Genomic DNA, 16,999 nt, shown 5'->3' with positions numbered 1-16,999 from the left:
AAAATGTCCGAAGAAAAAAAGACAAATCCCTTACAATATCTTAAGGGAATTGGCCCAAAGCGCGCCGCAGTGTTGCAGCGCCAGGGCATTGCCACGCTGGAAGATCTGATTAATTTCTTTCCGCGCAAATATGTTGACCGCAGCCATATCGTCGATCTTAATCTGTTGCAACCAGATCAGGAAGTTACCGTGGTGGGAAAAATTGAAGCGGTGGGCATCCGCCATGGCCGCCGCCGTTTTTTATATGTGGTGATCAGCGACGGAAAGGGCATTTTAGAAGCCGTCTGGTTTAACGGCATTGAGTATTTTAAAAATCAATTTAAAGTGGGCGAATGGGTCTCGTTTTCCGGTAAGGTGCAATTTTATCGGGGATTTCAAATGACACATCCGGAATTTGACCGGCTGGGCGAAGGTGAGCTGGATAATATGCTCAATACCGGTAAAATACTGGCCTTTTACCCGGGCACAGAAGCTTTTAAACGCGTGGGGTTGAATTCCTACACCTTTCGCAAGATTTTTTATTTTCTCTTTAAAAACATGACGGTTAATGTGCAGGAATATTTGCCGCCGAAGGTTATGGGCCAAAGGCAACTGTTGCCGCGCGACCGAGCCTATTATCAGATGCATCTGCCCGAAGACGGAAAAATTCTGGAAAAAGCCATTTATCGCTTTAAATATGAAGAGTTTTTTAATCTGCAATTGATGCTTGCCCTGCAGCGCGCCCACTTAAAGAGCAAACCGGTGGGTATTTCCTTCCCCAAAAAAAGCGAGCGACTGGAAAAGCTCTACTATCGTCTGCCATTTAAAATGACTGAAGCGCAAAAACGCGTGGTGCGCGAAATCCGCAAAGATATGCGAGAGCCAACGCCCATGAACCGTCTGTTGCAGGGCGATGTGGGAGCGGGCAAAACCCTGGTCGCTTTAATGGCCATGCTCATTGCGCTGGACAATGGCTACCAGGCGGCGCTGATGGTGCCCACCGAAATCCTGGCCGAACAACACTATTTTAATCTTACACGCATGCTCGAAGGTCTGGATGTCGAAATCAACCTGCTTACCGGCAGCACGGGCGTAAAAGAACGCCGCAGGATTAATGAAACGCTGGGCAGCGGCGCGCCGCAGATCATCATTGGAACCCATGCGCTAATCTACAACGAAGCCGAAATGCCCAACCTGGGCCTGATCATTATTGACGAACAACACCGCTTTGGCGTGATGCAGCGGGCAAAACTGATCGAAAAAGGTCGGCAGCCCGACGTTTTAGTGATGACGGCCACGCCCATTCCGCGCACCCTGGCCCTGACCGCATACGGCAGTCTGGACGTTTCTATTATTGACGAACTGCCGCCCAACCGCAAACCGATTACAACCATCTGGCGTTTTGACAATACCGCCGCTAAAATCTACCGTTTTATCCGCGAACATCTGGAGATGGGCGAGCAGGCCTACATCATCTACCCGCTGGTCGAAGAGAGCGAGAAAATGGATTTGAAAGCGGCCACCGAGGCCTATGAACATTTAAAAAGTACGGAGTTCAAAAATTACAGGGTCGGTTTGTTGTACGGGCGCATGCGGGCGGCCGAAAAAGACGAAATAATGAAGGCGTTTGTCAAAAATGAAATTCAGGTGCTGGTTTCCACCACGGTCATCGAGGTGGGCATTGATGTGCCCAATGCCACCATCATGTTAATCGAGCATGCAGAGCGTTTTGGCCTGTCCCAGTTGCATCAATTGCGGGGAAGAATCGGACGGGGCAAAAGCAAATCTTACTGTATCTTAAAAACGCCGTACAATATTGGCGAAATTGCCCAGCAACGGATGAAAATCATGACCGAAACACAGGACGGATTTATCATCGCCGAGAAAGACCTTGAGTTGCGCGGCTGGGGCGATTTTTTTGGCACGCGGCAGAGCGGCATGCCCGATTTTAAAATTGCCAATCCCATTACCGATCGGCCAATTCTGGAAGAGGCCAGAGAAGACGCCTTTAAACTGGTGAAAGAAGATCCCTTTTTAAGAAAAGCGGAACATAAAAGGCTGCTGGAATATTTACGGAAACATCTTAAAGAACGCATGGATTTAATCAATATTAGCTGAGCGGAGTACAATATGGCAAATCCCAGGGTAACAATCGTTATTCCCCACTATAACGGCTTGCAAATTTTGGATGACTGTCTGGAAAGTTTATTTAAGAACACGTTCAAAGATTTTTTAGTTCTTGTGATCGACAACGGCTCCACCGACGGCAGCCAGCAAATGGTCAAAGAAAAGTATCCGCAGGTAAAATTAATTCAAAATGAGGAAAACCGCGGATATGCGGGCGCCTGCAATCAGGGGATTGAGCTGGCCCGCAGCGAATACGTGCTGCTACTGAACAATGATACGGTGTGTCCGGTTAATTTTTTACAGGCCCTGGTTGGCGCCATGGACGGCCATCGTCAGGCGGCAATGGCTCAGCCCAAAATTCTTTCTATCCAGGATCCGCAGTTTTTTGATTATTCCGGCGGAGCCGGCGGCGAAATGGATTTGCTCGGCTATCCCTTTGCCCGCGGAAGAATTTTTGACACGGTGGAAAAAGACAAGGGGCAGTACAATCATTTAACCCGTCAGGTGTTCTGGACGTCGGGCTGTGCGCTGATTTTGCGCAAAAGTGTGGTGGAGAAAATCGGATATCTGGATGAAGATTTTTTTGCCCATCAAGAAGAGATCGATTTGAACTGGCGCGCGCAAATTGCCGGCTATCAAAATATGGTGGTGACCGATACCTTTATTTACCACTATTCTGGCTACACGCTGCGGCAGGATAATCAACGCAAAATGTACCTTAACCATCGCAATAACTTAATCATGCTTATTAAGAACTTTTCCCTTCCGGCGTTATTGCTGGTGCTTCCCATTCGCGTATTGTTCGAAATGGCCACGGTGGTGGCCGATTCCATTTTGTGGGAAGGAAAACGGGGCAAGGCCGTGTTGCAGGCTTTATTTTACATCTTTACGCATCCGCTGAAAATCTGGAAAAAAAGGCACGCCGTTCAAAAATTACGAAAAGTGTCGGACCGGGCGATCATCAAAAACATGTATCCGGGCAGCGTGGTGATTGACCATTTTTTGCGAAAATATCTACCATACCAGTGTGTGAAAAAGTTTCGCAAGTAGAAAAACTTTTTGTTAGAAAAGAAGTTTAATTACGAATTATGGATTATGAATTATGAATTAAGAATTACGAATTACGAATTATGAATTACGAATGGGTTCGTTCTAAAGAGGGTGAGTTGTAAAAATGGAATTAGAAAAAATATTGAGGACATTCAGAGCGGAAATAAAATCTTGAATGTCCCCCGAAATTTCAAACAAAGACCTTATAATCGATTGATATTTAAGAGAATACATTAGCTGAATGTATGAAAAACTCACCTCATTCCCCCGCCTTGCTCTGTGAGTCTTTTTGCAAAGAGAGGGGGACAAGAGCATCCCTAACGTGTTAGTAAGTATGAGGTTAAGGGGTGAGTTGTAAAAATGATCTTAGAAAAAATATTGTAAACTTAAAAAGTTGGGGGACATTCAGCGGAAATAAAATCAACTTGCTAAGAATGTTTAATTTGAGTAGCTTTTAAACTTTTGAAATTTAAATAGAGGAAAAGATCATGCAAGTTAAAACAGTACATCGACTGGCAGCGGCAATTGCCTTTGTCGTTTCGACTTTTATCTATTTGCTCACCATGGCCCCGACCATGTCGTTTTGGGATTGCGGGGAGTTTATCGCCTGCAGTTATATTCTGGGCGTGCCGCATCCGCCGGGCTCGCCGTTGTTTTTGCTTGTAGGTCACCTGTTTACTTTTATACCCTTTGGCGATCCGGGCTGGAAGCTCAACTTGATCTCCGTTCTTTCCAGCGGTGTTACGGTGATGCTCACCTATTTAATTATTGTGCATCTGGTGCGTCAGTGGAAGGGCGAATTAAAAGAGGATTCGGACTGGTATCTGGCCATCTTTTCCGGTTTGATCGGCGCATTTACTTTTGCTTTTACGCATAGCTTCTGGTTTAACGCCGTGGAAACCGAAGTTTACGCCGCTTCCATGTTGTTTACCGCACTGGTCGTCTGGTTAATTCTTGTGTGGTCAACCAAAGCCGACGAGCCGGGAAACGAACGTTATTTATTGTTGATCGCCTACATCATCGGTCTGGCTATCGGCGTGCACCTGCTAAACGTGCTGGCTATTCCTTTTGTGGCGCTTATTTTCTTTTACAAACACTATGAGCTGAATATCAAAAATTTTATTGCGGTGTCGGTTATTTCTGCCGCAATCATTCTGGCCATTTATCCGGGCATGGTCATCTATCTGCCGCAAATCGCTCTTTCTTTTGGGTTTTTAGGACTGGGCGTTGTGTTTGTGGCCGTAATGGTCGCCAGTTACTGGGCCATCCGCAATCATAAGCATGTGGCCAGCCTTATCTTTTCCTCCATGTTATTAATAATGATTGGCTATTCCACTTATTCAATGATCTACATCCGTTCCGGGCTTGATCCGGCGATCGATGAAAACGATCCGGAAACGGTAGAGCGTTTTATCTATTACATGAAGCGCGAACAATACGGCGAGCACACCTTTGACCGAACAGAAGTCTGGAAAAACTCGCAAAACAGTCGGCAATATGACAGCGCCTGGGACTTTTTCTGGAAATACCAGATCAACAAAATGTACAACCGTTACTTTTTATGGCAGTTTGTGGGCATGGGCGAGGACGAAGCGAGCGTGGATCCCCGACAATTTTTAGGATTGCCTCTGTTATTGGGTTTAATCGGTGTTTACTGGCATGCCCGGCGCGATCCGAAACGAGCGCTGGCTGTTTTTGCCCTGTTCTTTATGACCGGCATTGCCATTGTGCTCTATCTAAACCAACCGGACCCCCAGCCCCGAGAAAGGGACTACAGTTATGTGGGCAGTTTTTTCGCTTTTTCGCTATGGGTTGGATTGGGCTACGCCGGCGTTATGGAGCTGCTTAAAGAGGCCTTTAAAGATAAGGCCGAAAAGTGGAAGGTGGCCGTATTCCTTGTGCTCATGTTGATTGTGCCGGCGCACATGCTGGCCAAAAATTACGAAACCCACGATCGATCCGGTAATTATGTGGCCTGGGATTATTCATACAATATGTTGATCTCCTGCGAACCCGATGCCATCCTGTTTACCAATGGCGATAACGACACCTTTCCGCTCTGGTATTTGCAGGAGGTGGAACATGTCCGAAAAGACGTGCGGATTGTGAATTTGAGCCTGTTGAACACAGACTGGTACATTAAACAATTACGCGACTGGGAGCCCAGAGTACCCATGCGCATGAGCGATTTTGAGATAGAACGGGTTGGCGTGCGGCGCATGGATGGAAACACTTTTGAGCTTCCGGTGCCTAAAGATTATGCCATGAAGGAGGCCAAGCGCTTTCAGGAAGAGTTCCAGCTTTCCAATGTTCAGATTCCGGATAAAATTAAATTCAAGGTTACTCCGCCGTTAAGGGCTCCGGACGGCACCGGATATTTGCGCACCCAGGATTGGATGATCATGAATATTCTTGCCGCCAATAAATGGCGTCGTCCCATCTATTTTGCCGTGACGGTGCCCAAGAGCAATATGCTGGGCGAGCTGTACGACTATTTTAGAATGGACGGGCTGGTCATGAAGCTGGTGCCCTTTAAAAACTGGCAAATGTCGCCGCCCGAGCTGGAAAAGAATCTTTTGACCAGATACAAGTATCGGAATTTAAATAATCCGGACGTCTATTTTAACTGGAATATCAAATCGCTCTTGCAAAATTACCGCTCGGCATTTTTGCAATTGACCGATTTTTATGCCAAACGACGGAACTACGAAAAAGCCAGGGAGATTCTGGAATTCATGAACCAGAAAATATCGCCGGAGGTGATTCCCTGGACCAACCGCACCATGCATCTGGTGACGGACGCCTTCCGCATTGTAACCGATTCAACTTATGTGGACAGTCTTCTGGCCGATGACAGCCGCGTCAAAGATTTGGCGGTTATTGCAGAACATGTGATGCGTCTGGGCAATCCGAAAGTTGCCTTGCCGCTGCTGGAAAAGGCCTACGAGTTGGAGCCTACCAATCCACGTACGTTGGCCACGTTAATCAACGCCTATCAGATGACCAACAACCGCGAAAAGATCATTCGTTCGCTGGAGAACTGGCTCAAACTGTTTCCTGATGATCAAACGGCCCGTCGAATGTTGAATGCGTATCAGAAACAGGAATGATGACCGCCTATGCGCCATGTGCAGAATATCTTAAAGATTATATTTTCTCTGGGACTTTTAGGATATCTGGTTTACCGGGCAGAACCTGCCCGGTTAATTTCTGTTTTAAGTAATATTACGGAAAAAGATGGCGTCGCTTTTTTGGTGGCGGCTTTTTTGCTGATGTTGCTGGCCGTTTTCTTTTTGGCTTTACGCTGGAGAGTTTTGCTAAAAAGTTACGGGTTTCATTTAAAAACCTCGCAACTGTTCGGCTTTTACCTGATCGGCATGTTCTTTAATAATTTTTTGCCCACCAGTATCGGCGGCGACATCATGCGCATTTACAAACTAATTTCGGCAACGGACGATCGCACCAGCGCCTTTGCCTCGGTGATTATTGAACGCCTGATGGGCATTGCCGCCACTTTGCTCATGTCCATTTTCGCGTTAATTTACATCTCACAGCAATTTCATGATAATCGCTTGCTGATTGTCGCCGTGGTAATGTTTTTAGCCATCATGGTCTTTTTTACTTTAATTTTAAGGGATCGCTCCTTTAACATCATTTTAAAGATTTTTGACCGATTCACCATCTTTAGGATCGGCCAGAAATTCAACAAGTTGTTTGAAGCCATCCATCTGTTTCAGGAAAAGCGGATGGTTTTAATGGAAGTTTTTATGCTTTCGTTTATTTCTCAGTTTTTTATTGTGAGCATGAACTATCTGGTGGCAGTAGCCTTTAGCATTCCCGTCAGTTTTGGTTACCTGTTGATGGTGGTGCCCATTTCGTTTGTTCTGACCATGTTGCCGTCCATTAACGGCATTGGCATTCGAGACCTGGGATTTGTCGGGCTGCTGGCGCAGGTGGGCATTTCTACGGCTGAAGCCTTAACCCTGAGCTTTTTGAATTTAATCATCCCCATGGTTATTTCTACAGCCGGCGGTTTGTTGTTCATGCTGCAAAAAAATAAAGCCATACCTGGAGGCGAAAATGTTTTCGATGCAAAAATTTAAGTTGAAATTTATCCTTCTTGTTCTTGCGGGAGTGTTTATTATTAAATGCGGCGACTACCGTCCGTCTTCTCTGGGCTATCCGTACCGTATTTTTATCGTGGCCGATTCTTTGCTCTGGGAAGATATTAAGCAACCGGTGAGCGATATGTTCGAAGGCGAGGTGCTGACCCCGGTTTCGGAAAAGAAATTTTATTTTACCTGGATCCCCCTGAGGATGCTAAATGAATTTAAGAAAAGGATGAATATCTTCTTTATCGGTGTGCTGAATGAAAACGGAGAAGTCAATCAATATTTAAAGAACGTTCTGCCGGAGGAATTCAAAAAAGGCGTAGAAGAAGGCCGCTATTTTTACCTGTTTCAGGACGATCTGTTTGCCCGCGATCAAATCGGGCTTTTTATGGTTGCCAGAGATCGCAAAGCATTTCTTAAATATTTTGATGAAATGAAGAAGCAGATTTACAATACCTTTGAGCAGAAATATTACGCGCGTCTTAAAAAATCGATGTTTGAAAAGGGCGAGCAGTTTAAGGTCGAAGAGTACATTGAAAATAATTTCGACTTCTCCATTCGCGTTCAGCACGATTACTTTGTGGCCATCGAAGAGCCGCAGGTGCCCTATTTATGGTTGCGCCGCTTTGATCCCGATCGCTGGGTTTCCATCTGGAAAATAAAAGGCGACAGCTCCATGTTTACGCTCGATTCCATTGCCAATGTTCGGGACCGCTTTACTCGCAAGTATTACGAGGGCGACTATGTGATCCGCGAGGACACAAAACTGATCCAGACGGACTTTAAAGGTCAACCAACCTATAAAATGGTTGGCTTGTGGCGTAACGACTCCATACTGATCGGCGGGCCGTTTCGCACTTATGTCATTCATTATCCACAGGACTCGGCGCTGTATTTTGTGGATATTGCCGTCATGGCTCCCGGACTTCTAAAAAAGCCTTATCTGGATCAACTGGAGGTTATTGCCCGAACGTTTGAAATCAAAGGCCGGGCAAAAAAGGAACGGCAGCGCTAAAAGGATTGTGCGCTCCATTTTTAAAAAGGGCGAAAAACAGATAAAAAAACGCGCGTATAATTTATAAGCAAAAAGCGTGATTGAAATGAAAAAGAGATGGGACGCCGGACATGCGCATTGCCGTTCTGGGGACGTTTTTAAAAGACCGAATTATTGATCAGGATGGCCGGGTTACCGAAAGCAAGGGCGGCCTGTTCTATACCATAGACGCGTTGCGCGCTATTTGCGCAAAAGGCGATGTGGTTTCTCCGATTAGCTATGTGGGACGGGATTTTAAGGAAGAGGTGTTTGCTCATTTTAAAGAGGATGCGCGCATTGACCTGAGCGGTGTGGTTTTATACGACGGTCTTAATAATTGCGTTGAATTACGCTATGTAACAACGGAGCGTCGCGAAGAGCGTTCGTTGCATCCCATGCCTTCTTTAACCGTTGAGCAGCTAAAACCTTTTTTAGATTACGATCTTTTTGTGGCCAATTTTATCTCGGGCTGGGAAGCGCAACTAACGGAGTTCAGAAAGTTTGCATCGCGCTTTAAGGGGCTTGTGGCGATGGATGTGCACAGCTTAACGCTGGAACGCAGCAAAGAGGGCTTCCGACGTTTACGCAAAATAGAAAATATTGAAGCATGGATTGAATTCGCGAAAATTATTCAGTGCAACGAGACAGAGTTTCAACAAATTACAGAGTTAAATCCGGAATCTTTTTATAAATTGTTTTGCTTTAATCATAAGAAAATTGTTAATTTAACTTTTGGAAAACGTGGCAGTTTGCATGTTTACCGGAATGGCGAGAAAGTGGAGCAAATCTGGGTCGGAGCCGAACAACGAGTGAATGTGATTGATCCGACAGGTTGCGGCGATGTGTTTTTAGCGGGATTCGTTTATTTTTATTCGGCTGGAAATTCTGTGCGAAGCGCTGCGGAAAAAGCAAATACACTGGCTGCCGTGGCCGGGAGCAAAAAGGGGTTACTGGAGTGGCAAGAATTAAGAGATGGATTTAATCATTTAGTTGGGTGAAAAGATGGCGAGTTTAATAGTTGTTGGCGCGAATGGGTTATTGGGCCAAAATCTCATAAAACGATTCAGAAAAAAACATCAGATTTTTGCGGCCTCTGTTGAGGAACAGCCGTTTTTCCCAGCAGACCATGTTTACAGCTACACACAACTGGACATTACCAATCGTGTAGCGGTGATTGATTTTCTGCAAACCATTAAACCCGACATTGTCATCAATACGGCGGCTTTTACCAATGTGGACGCCTGCGAAGAACAGCCGGAACACTGCTGGAGCGTTAATGTGCGCGGAGTGGAGTATCTGGTTGACGCCAGTCGTTCATTTAACCCTATTTTTATTCACGTATCAACAGACTACGTGTTTGACGGAGAAAACGGCCCCTATTCCGAAGAGGATGAGCCCAATCCGCGCGGAAATTATGCGCGTAGCAAACTGGCCGCCGAACATGTGGTGGAAAATTCCAATCTGGAATACATTATTGCGCGTACGCAGGTGCTTTTTGGCGTGGCAAACGGCGTCCGTCACAATTTTGTCACCTGGGTAATCGAGCAATTGACAAACAATAAAAAAATTCGTATCGTTGATGACCAGATCGGGACGCCGACGTATGCGCCTGATTTTTGTGAAGCCATTGATCGCCTGTTAGAGCGTGAAGCGTTTGGGCTTTTTCATGTTTCGGGGGCGGAGATTATTTCACGGTACGATTTTGCCGTAAAAATTGCGCAGGTTTTCGAGCTGGATGCTTCGTTGATTGAGCGCATTACCAGCAAAGAGCTGAAGCAAAAGGCGCCGCGTCCCATGAATTCGGCCTTTAAAGTTTACAAATTGATCAATTACTCCGGCTGGGAGCCGCATTCGCTGGACGAAGCTTTAAAGTTAATGAAAAAGGAATTGGCAGTAGTAGATGGTTGATCCTGAAAAAGCAGTAATCGTCATCCCAACCTACAACGAAGCTTTAAATGTAGAACGGTTGGTAAAGGAAATACATCGTTACGTACCGCAAGTTTCGATTCTTTTTGTGGATGACAATTCGCCGGATGGCACGGCGCAAATCATCAAAAAAATGCAAAAAGACGACCGGCGCATCCTTTTGCTGGAACGACCTAAAAAGGAAGGGCTGGGTCGGGCCTACATTGCGGGCTTTAAAGTGGCGCTGGATAAGGGCTTTGAATATGTGTTCGAAATGGACGCGGATTTTTCTCATGACCCGAAAGAGCTGCCCAATTTTTTGAAGGAGATGCAGCAATACGACCTGGTCATCGGCTCGCGCTACATTAAAGGCGTTAATGTGATTAACTGGCCTTTGCGTCGATTGTTGTTAAGTTATTTTGCCAATGTTTACACGCGCGTGATTACCGGCGTGCCCATTCAGGATTGCACCGGCGGTTACAAGTGTTTTCGTAAGGAAGTTTTGCAGGCAATAGACTTTGACCGCATTAAATCCAATGGCTATGCATTCCAGATCGAATTAAACGTTAAGGCCTGGAAAAAGGGATTCAAAATTAAAGAAATCCCCATTATTTTTGTTGATCGCGTTTTTGGCGAGTCTAAGTTATCCAGGCGCATCATGTGGGAAGCCGTCTTTCTGGTCTGGAAATTGCGTTTTTTAAGTTTAATAAAAAAATTATAGGAAAAAGCCATGGCCAAGACCAAGCAACGTTTTATACTTGAATTTGAAAAACCGATTGTTAATCTTGAACAAAAAATTGCAGAAATGCGCGAGTACGCTGCGGCCAGCCATTTAGACCTGGAAGAAGACATCAAACGGCTTGAAAAGAAAGCGGCCGAATTGCGTCGTGAAATTTACATGAACCTCTCGCGCTGGCAAAGGGTGCAACTGGCCCGCCATCCACAACGTCCTTACTCGTTGGATTACATTGAACGGATGTGCGATTATTTTGAGGAGTTGCACGGAGATCGTCGATTCTCAGATGATAAGGCCATTGTGGCCGGCCTGGCTAAAATAGATGACTTTTCGGTGGTGATTGTCGGGCAGCAAAAAGGGCGGGACACCAAAGAGAATCTTTACCGTAACTTTGGCATGCCCCATCCGGAGGGCTACCGTAAAGCTTTGCGTATTATGGAATTGGCCGCCAAATTTAATAAACCCATCATTACTTTAATCGACACGCCGGGAGCCTTTCCGGGCATTGGCGCCGAAGAGCGCGGGCAGGCCGAGGCTATTGCCTACAATTTGTTGCGTATGGCGCGTTTGCCCGTTCCGATCATTAATGTAATAATCGGCGAGGGCGCTTCCGGAGGGGCGCTGGGCATTGGCGTTGGCGATCGCATCTTAATGGCCGAAAATGGCTGGTATTCGGTCATCAGTCCGGAAGGCTGCGCGGCCATTTTATGGAGAGACGCCTCCCATGCCCCGCAGGCAGCCGAAGCCATGAAGGTAACCGCTCCCGATTTGCTGCGCTTTGGCATTATTGATGAAATTATTAAGGAGCCGGAAGGCGGCGCGCACAACGATCCTGATCTGGCGGCCCGATTCGTTAAAGAAGCCGTCTTAAAGCATCTAAAGGAATTGATTAAAATTCCGACAGATAAATTGCTGGAACAACGTCTGGAAAAATTTGCAAAGATGGGCGCCTGGAAAGAGTAATGGAATGCACGATTGAATTTCGCGTGCGCTATGCCGAAACAGATCAGATGAAATTTGCGCACCATGCGGCGTACATTGTCTGGTTTGAGATGGCGCGTATTGAGCTGTTGCGAAAAATCGATCTGTCATACGCGCAATTGGAAAGAGACGGGTTGCTTTTGCCCGTTCTGGAAGTAAACGCCCGATTCTTTAAGCCAGCTTTTTTTGACGACTTGTTGCAGATACGCGCCAGGTTTAATGAAATTGTGAAAGCCCGATTGCGCATTGACTATCAGGTTTACAGAGACGAACAGCGCATTTGTGAGGGATACAGCGTTCATGCTTTTATGAACAGCGCCGGACGCCCTGTTCGTCCGCCGCAATTTTTCCTGGAAAAAATCAGGAAATAATTTGCGCAGTCGTTTAGTTTAATTAATTGCGGAGTGGTTAACATGTTAGATGAGTCGTTATTGGAGATTTTAGCCTGTCCCCAGTGCAGGGGCGAACTGGAGTATGATAAAGAAGAAGATAAGCTGATATGCCACCATTGCCGGTTAATATTCCGTATTGAGGATGGTATTCCGATTATGCTGATTGACGAGGCGCAAAAATTTTAGAGGCGCTGAGAAAATCTCTTGACTTGTTTGTTTTAAGCGATTAAATTCAAGTACTTTGAATTAGGGATAAAAATTAAAAGAGGAACTTGCCTATAAGCTGTTTGTTAAAGGAATTTAATGAGGTTTCAGGATCTCGTTGACATAGTTGATGCAGTCTACCTTTAGCAAACAGTATATAGGCATAAAGAAAGATGCCGGTTATTTGGAAGTGAAGGTAGGCTGTCCAAATGAACCGGTTTTTTATTTTTGGAGGAATTAATATGAAAAAGTTTGCAATCATTCTGCTTGCCGTTTTAATGGTTTCCATGCTCGGACAGGACCTTTACGCTCAGGGCGAGGCGGCCGTTCCGTTCTTGTTAATCGCGCCCGGCGCCCGTAATGGCGGTTTAGGCGAAGCAGGCGTTGCGTTGGTAAATGACGCCACGGCGATCTACTGGAATCCTGCCGGACTGGCGTTTCAATATGAAGACCCGGCCGTGGACAGGCCGCGTCAACTCTCGTTGATGCACTCGCGCTGGTTGCCGCAGTTCAACTTTAGCGATCTGTTCTACGATTTTGCCGCCGGTCGTTACTACGTTGAAGGAATTGGCATGTTCGGCGCCAGTATTACCTTTTTGAACCTGGGGAAAAATGTGTGGACGGATGAAACCGGCGCGGAGCTGGGGACGTTCGATTCTTTTGAATACGCCATTTCGCTGGCTTATGCCACCAAACTAAAGCCTAACCTGGGCATTGGCGTCAACGCTAAAATTATTCAGAGTAATTTAAGCGATGTGTCCGTCGGTTCCGAAGACCGCGACGGGCGCGCCACCAGCTTTGCGGTTGACGTGGGCGTTTTGTGGCGACCGGGTTACGAAATTTTTGACAATCGCTTAAGCGTTGGCGCAAATATTTCCAACTTTGGCCCCAAGGTTACCTACATCGACCGGGCGCAGGCCGATCCGCTGCCCACCAATTTACGTCTGGGCCTGGCCTACAAAGCCTATGACGACGGTTTTAACAAATTACTGGTGGTTTACGATACCAATCGTTTGTTGGTTTATCGTTATGCAGACGGCACGTCGGATGGCGTTTTTAAGGCGGCTTTTTATTCGGTTTGGGTGAAAGGCAGCATAAAAGACCGGTTGCGTCGGTTTACCCATTCGGTCGGTCTGGAATACAGCTATGGCTCTTTAATTGCGTTGCGCGTCGGTTATTTTTATGAAGACCCAAAATTTGGCGATCGAAAATTTATCACTTTTGGCGGCGGGATTGGCTTCAATCTGTTCAATATCGATTTTAGTTACATCTCTGCGGCAAAAGATCACCCGCTGGCCGAAACCATGCGTTTCAGCCTGGGCATCAAGTTCTGATTTTGTAAGCGGGGAATTTTTCCCCGCTTTATTATTCCCCACTTAAAGAATTTAGCCATTTTAAACTTAGCAGAAGATCGCCATGAAAATGAAGATGAACATATTGGTTGCAGGCTTCGTGCCTGTTTTGCTCGCCCTGAACCTTTCGCTTGCTCAGACGCCGTCCTCCTTCGATTCGCTAAAAATTTGCGCTCTGCGTGTGGAGTTCCAGCCCGATGAAAACCCGTTAACCACGGGCAACGGGTTGTTTATGATCGATACCGTTACCACCGATCCCTTTGCCGTTGACCCCGCGCCGCACAACAAACAGTATTTCGAAGATCAGCTCGCCGCGGCCGCTAACTATTTCTGGAAGGTGTCCAAAGGACGCTTAACGATTACCGGGGATGTTTTTCCGTCGGGCGAAAACGAAGCCTTTCGTCTGCCCAGACAGATGGGCGCTTATAATCCGAATACGACCGATGAGGAAATCAATAAAGGCATCAGTCAATTATTTGTGGATGCCGTTAAAGCCGCCGATCAAAGCGCGGAATCCATCGATTTCAGTCAATACGACCTGGTGGTGATTTTTCATGCAGGCGTGGGGCGCGACATTGAGCTTGGTTACGATCCCACGCCGCAGGATATTCCCTCGCTCTATTTGAGCCCCGCCTTTTTAAAAGCCGCTCTGGGCGATACTTTTAACGGCGTTCCGGTCAATAACGGGCAAAAGCTGATCTCTTCTGGCATTTTATTGCCGGAAACGCAAAACCAGGAAGGCTACCATATTGCCTTAACCGGTTTTCTGGTTTCCAACATTGGCAGCTATCTGGGGCTTTATGATCTGTTCAGCCCGAGTACGCAAAAAAGCGCCGTTGGCCGATTTGGATTAATGGATGCCGGGCTGCTGAATGTGAATGGATTGATTCCCGCTCCACCCAGCGCTTTTTCTCGTTATTTGCTGGGCTGGGAAAATCCCGTTGAGCTGAGCGAGCCGGCCGCAGATATTCCACTGGCCCGTTTATTTTCTGAAAGCGCGCTGACCGGTAATACGCTTTACAAGGTGCCCATTAATCAGGACGAGTATTATCTGATCGAATGCCGCGGTGACCCTGCGGTTAATATCGATTCGCTGTACCAGGAGCTGGCCTACGCGCGCGACGAATTGCCCAGCTACATGGAATTGCTGAAGACCTATTTAAACGACGGAATAGAGATCGGGCCCAGCGGGGTTTTGACCGGCGTGGAAAATTACGACTGGGGATTGCCGGGCTCGGGCATTTTAATCTGGCATATTGACGAGCGCGTCATTCGCGAAAAAGGAGCGCAAAACAGGATTAACGACGATCCCAACTGGCGCGCCGTTGATCTGGAAGAAGCGGACGGTTCGCAGGATATCGGCCAGAATTACACGTTGCTGGATGCCGGCTACGGTACGGAGCTGGGCTGGTTTGCCGACTTCTGGTTTAAAAATCGTCCGGACTATTTGAAGAATTTTGAATTGTACCAGAATGAATTTTCATCCACATCGCGGCCGGCAACGCTTTCTAACTGGAATCACGCTCTTTCGCACATTAAGCTCTACAACTTTAGCGAAAACCGCGGCGATGTGATGTTTTTTTCTTTTACAAGAGAGATGACGGAAAAGGGCTTTCCGCTGTCCTTAACCGCAACCGCTGAACAAGCGGCGACCGATTTTCTGTGGCTCAAATATCGCAACGACAATTACCTCTATTTTGGGCTGGACAACGGGCAGGTAAAGGTTTTAACGGTGGACGATTCTTTGCAGCAGACGGAAATTTTTGCGGTTTATGACGATCAGGATGGCGCCCCGCTGCGCTATTTAAACGCCATGGAAATAAGCGGCGACGAAGCGTTTGATAATCTTGTAATGACCTATGAGCAGAAGATCGTCATTAAAGCGGTAGAGGATGCGCGGCAGTCTGCTTTAAATCCCGCTCTGGAGTGGCAGGCGCCGGCGTCAATCGTGGCCCGCCCGGTGGTTGATGGTAATCAATTGCTGGTGAACTGCGCCAACGATTCGTTGTATCGGCTGGAGGTGAACGGTTCGTCTTTAAGTGTTGTCGGACGTCAGGCGGGGTACGGAAATTATCGTTCGCTGGTGTTTTATCCGGAGTTCGCGTTGCCCGAGGGGCTAACGGTGGATTACATTGGAGTGGGCGTGCATGCCGACCAAACCCGCTTTTTGGCTATGGCTACCAGAGAGGATCAGCAAACCGTTTTTACGATCATAGAAGGTGGCAAAAAACGCTTTTTTACCATCGACGCCCTGCCGGTCGCCGATTTTTCTCTGGCCGACATGGACGGTAACGGCAGAGTGGATATTGTTTTTAATAGCGAGAATAAAATTTTCGCTTTGAACACTAACGGAACGTTTGTGACGGATTTTCCCATTGAGGTGGCTTTTGATCATGCCGATCGCCTGATCGGCACGCCTCTGATTGTCGATCTGGACGGCGACGGAGAGGCGGAGATTGTGGTCGCCTCGCAGAATGGCGGCTTGCTGGCTTTTAGCAGGCAGGGAAAATTGCTGGTTGATTTTCCGCTTTCTATCGGTGGCCAGATGAGCGGCAGCCCGGCTCTGGTTCAGTGGGATGAGGACGCGCCGCTGGAACTACTGGCTGTGAACGATCAGGGTTTGGTTACAGTGTGGGAGTTAAATTACAACGGGACGCCTGAAACGATCTGGCCGTTGGCCCGTTTGAATCCCACGGGCAATCCGGTTTTTCAACTGCAAGGCGGCAGCGCTGTACAGGAAGACGTCTCTTTGCTTCCGGCAGGGAGAGCCTACAACTATCCGAACCCCAATGAAGGGAATTTTACAACCATTCGCTATTACTTAAGCGAACCGGCGCAGGTGTTCATCCGCATTTTTGATCTGGCAGGCAAACGGATGCTAACCATTGATATGCCGGGCAGGGGGCAAACAGACAACGAGTTTGTGTGGAATGTGGAGGATGTGCCTTCCGGCGTTTATCTGTGCCAGATCGAAGCAAAATCGGACGTGAGCGGTAAAACCGAACGCCGTTTGTTTAAAATAATGGTTGTCCACTAAACGACATTGGCCTCCTGAACATATTGGGAGGAAATTTAACTTTTGTTTTTAAGGGACAAAGTAAGCAGAACGCACCGGCGTGTTGTAGAAG

General features: G+C 47.0%; 13 protein-coding genes. All 13 read left to right on the top strand.

From position 1 onward, the window contains the following. The first annotated feature begins 3 nt into the window (after window positions 1-3). The 13 genes from recG (at window position 4) to Cabys_RS17270 (ending at window position 16,908) form a co-directional block, all read left to right on the top strand. Window positions 4-2,097, top strand: coding sequence for an ATP-dependent DNA helicase RecG (gene recG / locus Cabys_RS17335; RefSeq protein ID WP_006928088.1), 2,094 nt, complete (start codon window positions 4-6; stop codon window positions 2,095-2,097). Window positions 2,098-2,109: 12 nt separating this feature from the next. Continuing rightward, a complete protein-coding gene (locus Cabys_RS17330) occupies window positions 2,110-3,156 on the top strand; it encodes a glycosyltransferase family 2 protein (RefSeq protein WP_006928089.1) in 1,047 nt (348 codons plus the stop codon). Window positions 3,157-3,644: 488 nt separating this feature from the next. After that, window positions 3,645-6,266 (top strand): protein O-mannosyl-transferase family, encoded by a 2,622-nt coding sequence (locus tag Cabys_RS17325; RefSeq protein ID WP_006928090.1) that lies wholly within the window; start codon window positions 3,645-3,647, stop codon window positions 6,264-6,266. A gap of 9 nt (window positions 6,267-6,275) precedes the next feature. After that, window positions 6,276-7,259, top strand: coding sequence for a lysylphosphatidylglycerol synthase transmembrane domain-containing protein (locus Cabys_RS17320; RefSeq protein WP_006928091.1), 984 nt, complete (start codon window positions 6,276-6,278; stop codon window positions 7,257-7,259). Continuing rightward, window positions 7,237-8,283, top strand: coding sequence for a DUF4837 family protein (locus tag Cabys_RS17315; protein WP_006928092.1), 1,047 nt, complete (start codon window positions 7,237-7,239; stop codon window positions 8,281-8,283). The genes Cabys_RS17320 and Cabys_RS17315 overlap by 23 nt, the downstream gene beginning before the upstream one ends. Before the next feature lie 110 nt (window positions 8,284-8,393). Next, window positions 8,394-9,299 carry a carbohydrate kinase family protein gene (locus Cabys_RS17310; protein ID WP_006928093.1) on the top strand — a complete coding sequence of 302 codons (906 nt, stop codon included), beginning with the start codon at window positions 8,394-8,396 and terminating at the stop codon, window positions 9,297-9,299. Between the two features lie 4 nt (window positions 9,300-9,303). Further along, on the top strand, window positions 9,304-10,209 hold the full coding sequence (rfbD, locus tag Cabys_RS17305; RefSeq protein ID WP_006928094.1) for a dTDP-4-dehydrorhamnose reductase: 906 nt from the start codon (window positions 9,304-9,306) through the stop codon (window positions 10,207-10,209). Beyond that, window positions 10,202-10,927, top strand: coding sequence for a polyprenol monophosphomannose synthase (locus tag Cabys_RS17300; protein WP_006928095.1), 726 nt, complete (start codon window positions 10,202-10,204; stop codon window positions 10,925-10,927). Before rfbD ends, Cabys_RS17300 begins: the two co-directional genes overlap by 8 nt. A 9-nt stretch (window positions 10,928-10,936) precedes the next feature. Continuing rightward, complete coding sequence (locus tag Cabys_RS17295; protein ID WP_006928096.1) at window positions 10,937-11,905, top strand: acetyl-CoA carboxylase carboxyltransferase subunit alpha; 969 nt, start codon at window positions 10,937-10,939, stop codon at window positions 11,903-11,905. Beyond that, window positions 11,905-12,294 (top strand): acyl-CoA thioesterase, encoded by a 390-nt coding sequence (locus Cabys_RS17290; RefSeq protein ID WP_006928097.1) that lies wholly within the window; start codon window positions 11,905-11,907, stop codon window positions 12,292-12,294. Before Cabys_RS17295 ends, Cabys_RS17290 begins: the two co-directional genes overlap by 1 nt. A gap of 42 nt (window positions 12,295-12,336) precedes the next feature. Continuing rightward, window positions 12,337-12,501 (top strand): Trm112 family protein, encoded by a 165-nt coding sequence (locus Cabys_RS17285; protein WP_006928098.1) that lies wholly within the window; start codon window positions 12,337-12,339, stop codon window positions 12,499-12,501. Between the two features lie 260 nt (window positions 12,502-12,761). After that, entirely contained in the window at window positions 12,762-13,853 is a 1,092-nt protein-coding gene (locus Cabys_RS17275) for a PorV/PorQ family protein (protein WP_006928099.1), read from the top strand. 82 nt (window positions 13,854-13,935) lie between these two features. Beyond that, window positions 13,936-16,908 (top strand): T9SS-dependent M6-like inactivated metalloprotease, encoded by a 2,973-nt coding sequence (locus Cabys_RS17270; protein WP_006928100.1) that lies wholly within the window; start codon window positions 13,936-13,938, stop codon window positions 16,906-16,908. Window positions 16,909-16,999 lie beyond the last annotated feature (91 nt).

The organism is Caldithrix abyssi DSM 13497, from assembly GCF_001886815.1.
Taxonomy (GTDB): Bacteria; Calditrichota; Calditrichia; order Calditrichales; family Calditrichaceae; genus Caldithrix; species Caldithrix abyssi.
The sequence above is the reverse complement of the archived record's forward strand: the minus strand, read 5'-3'. Positions and strand labels throughout refer to the sequence as shown.

What these genes read in the sequence shown, in the direction of transcription:
- recG (WP_006928088.1), top strand. Translation starts at nt 4, where the DNA reads ATGTCCGAAGAAAAAAAGACAAATCCCTTACAATATCTTAAGGGAATT.
- Cabys_RS17330 (WP_006928089.1), top strand. Translation starts at nt 2,110, where the DNA reads ATGGCAAATCCCAGGGTAACAATCGTTATTCCCCACTATAACGGCTTG.
- Cabys_RS17325 (WP_006928090.1), top strand. Translation starts at nt 3,645, where the DNA reads ATGCAAGTTAAAACAGTACATCGACTGGCAGCGGCAATTGCCTTTGTC.
- Cabys_RS17320 (WP_006928091.1), top strand. Translation starts at nt 6,276, where the DNA reads ATGCGCCATGTGCAGAATATCTTAAAGATTATATTTTCTCTGGGACTT.
- Cabys_RS17315 (WP_006928092.1), top strand. Translation starts at nt 7,237, where the DNA reads ATGTTTTCGATGCAAAAATTTAAGTTGAAATTTATCCTTCTTGTTCTT.
- Cabys_RS17310 (WP_006928093.1), top strand. Translation starts at nt 8,394, where the DNA reads ATGCGCATTGCCGTTCTGGGGACGTTTTTAAAAGACCGAATTATTGAT.
- rfbD (WP_006928094.1), top strand. Translation starts at nt 9,304, where the DNA reads ATGGCGAGTTTAATAGTTGTTGGCGCGAATGGGTTATTGGGCCAAAAT.
- Cabys_RS17300 (WP_006928095.1), top strand. Translation starts at nt 10,202, where the DNA reads ATGGTTGATCCTGAAAAAGCAGTAATCGTCATCCCAACCTACAACGAA.
- Cabys_RS17295 (WP_006928096.1), top strand. Translation starts at nt 10,937, where the DNA reads ATGGCCAAGACCAAGCAACGTTTTATACTTGAATTTGAAAAACCGATT.
- Cabys_RS17290 (WP_006928097.1), top strand. Translation starts at nt 11,905, where the DNA reads ATGGAATGCACGATTGAATTTCGCGTGCGCTATGCCGAAACAGATCAG.
- Cabys_RS17285 (WP_006928098.1), top strand. Translation starts at nt 12,337, where the DNA reads ATGTTAGATGAGTCGTTATTGGAGATTTTAGCCTGTCCCCAGTGCAGG.
- Cabys_RS17275 (WP_006928099.1), top strand. Translation starts at nt 12,762, where the DNA reads ATGAAAAAGTTTGCAATCATTCTGCTTGCCGTTTTAATGGTTTCCATG.
- Cabys_RS17270 (WP_006928100.1), top strand. Translation starts at nt 13,936, where the DNA reads ATGAAAATGAAGATGAACATATTGGTTGCAGGCTTCGTGCCTGTTTTG.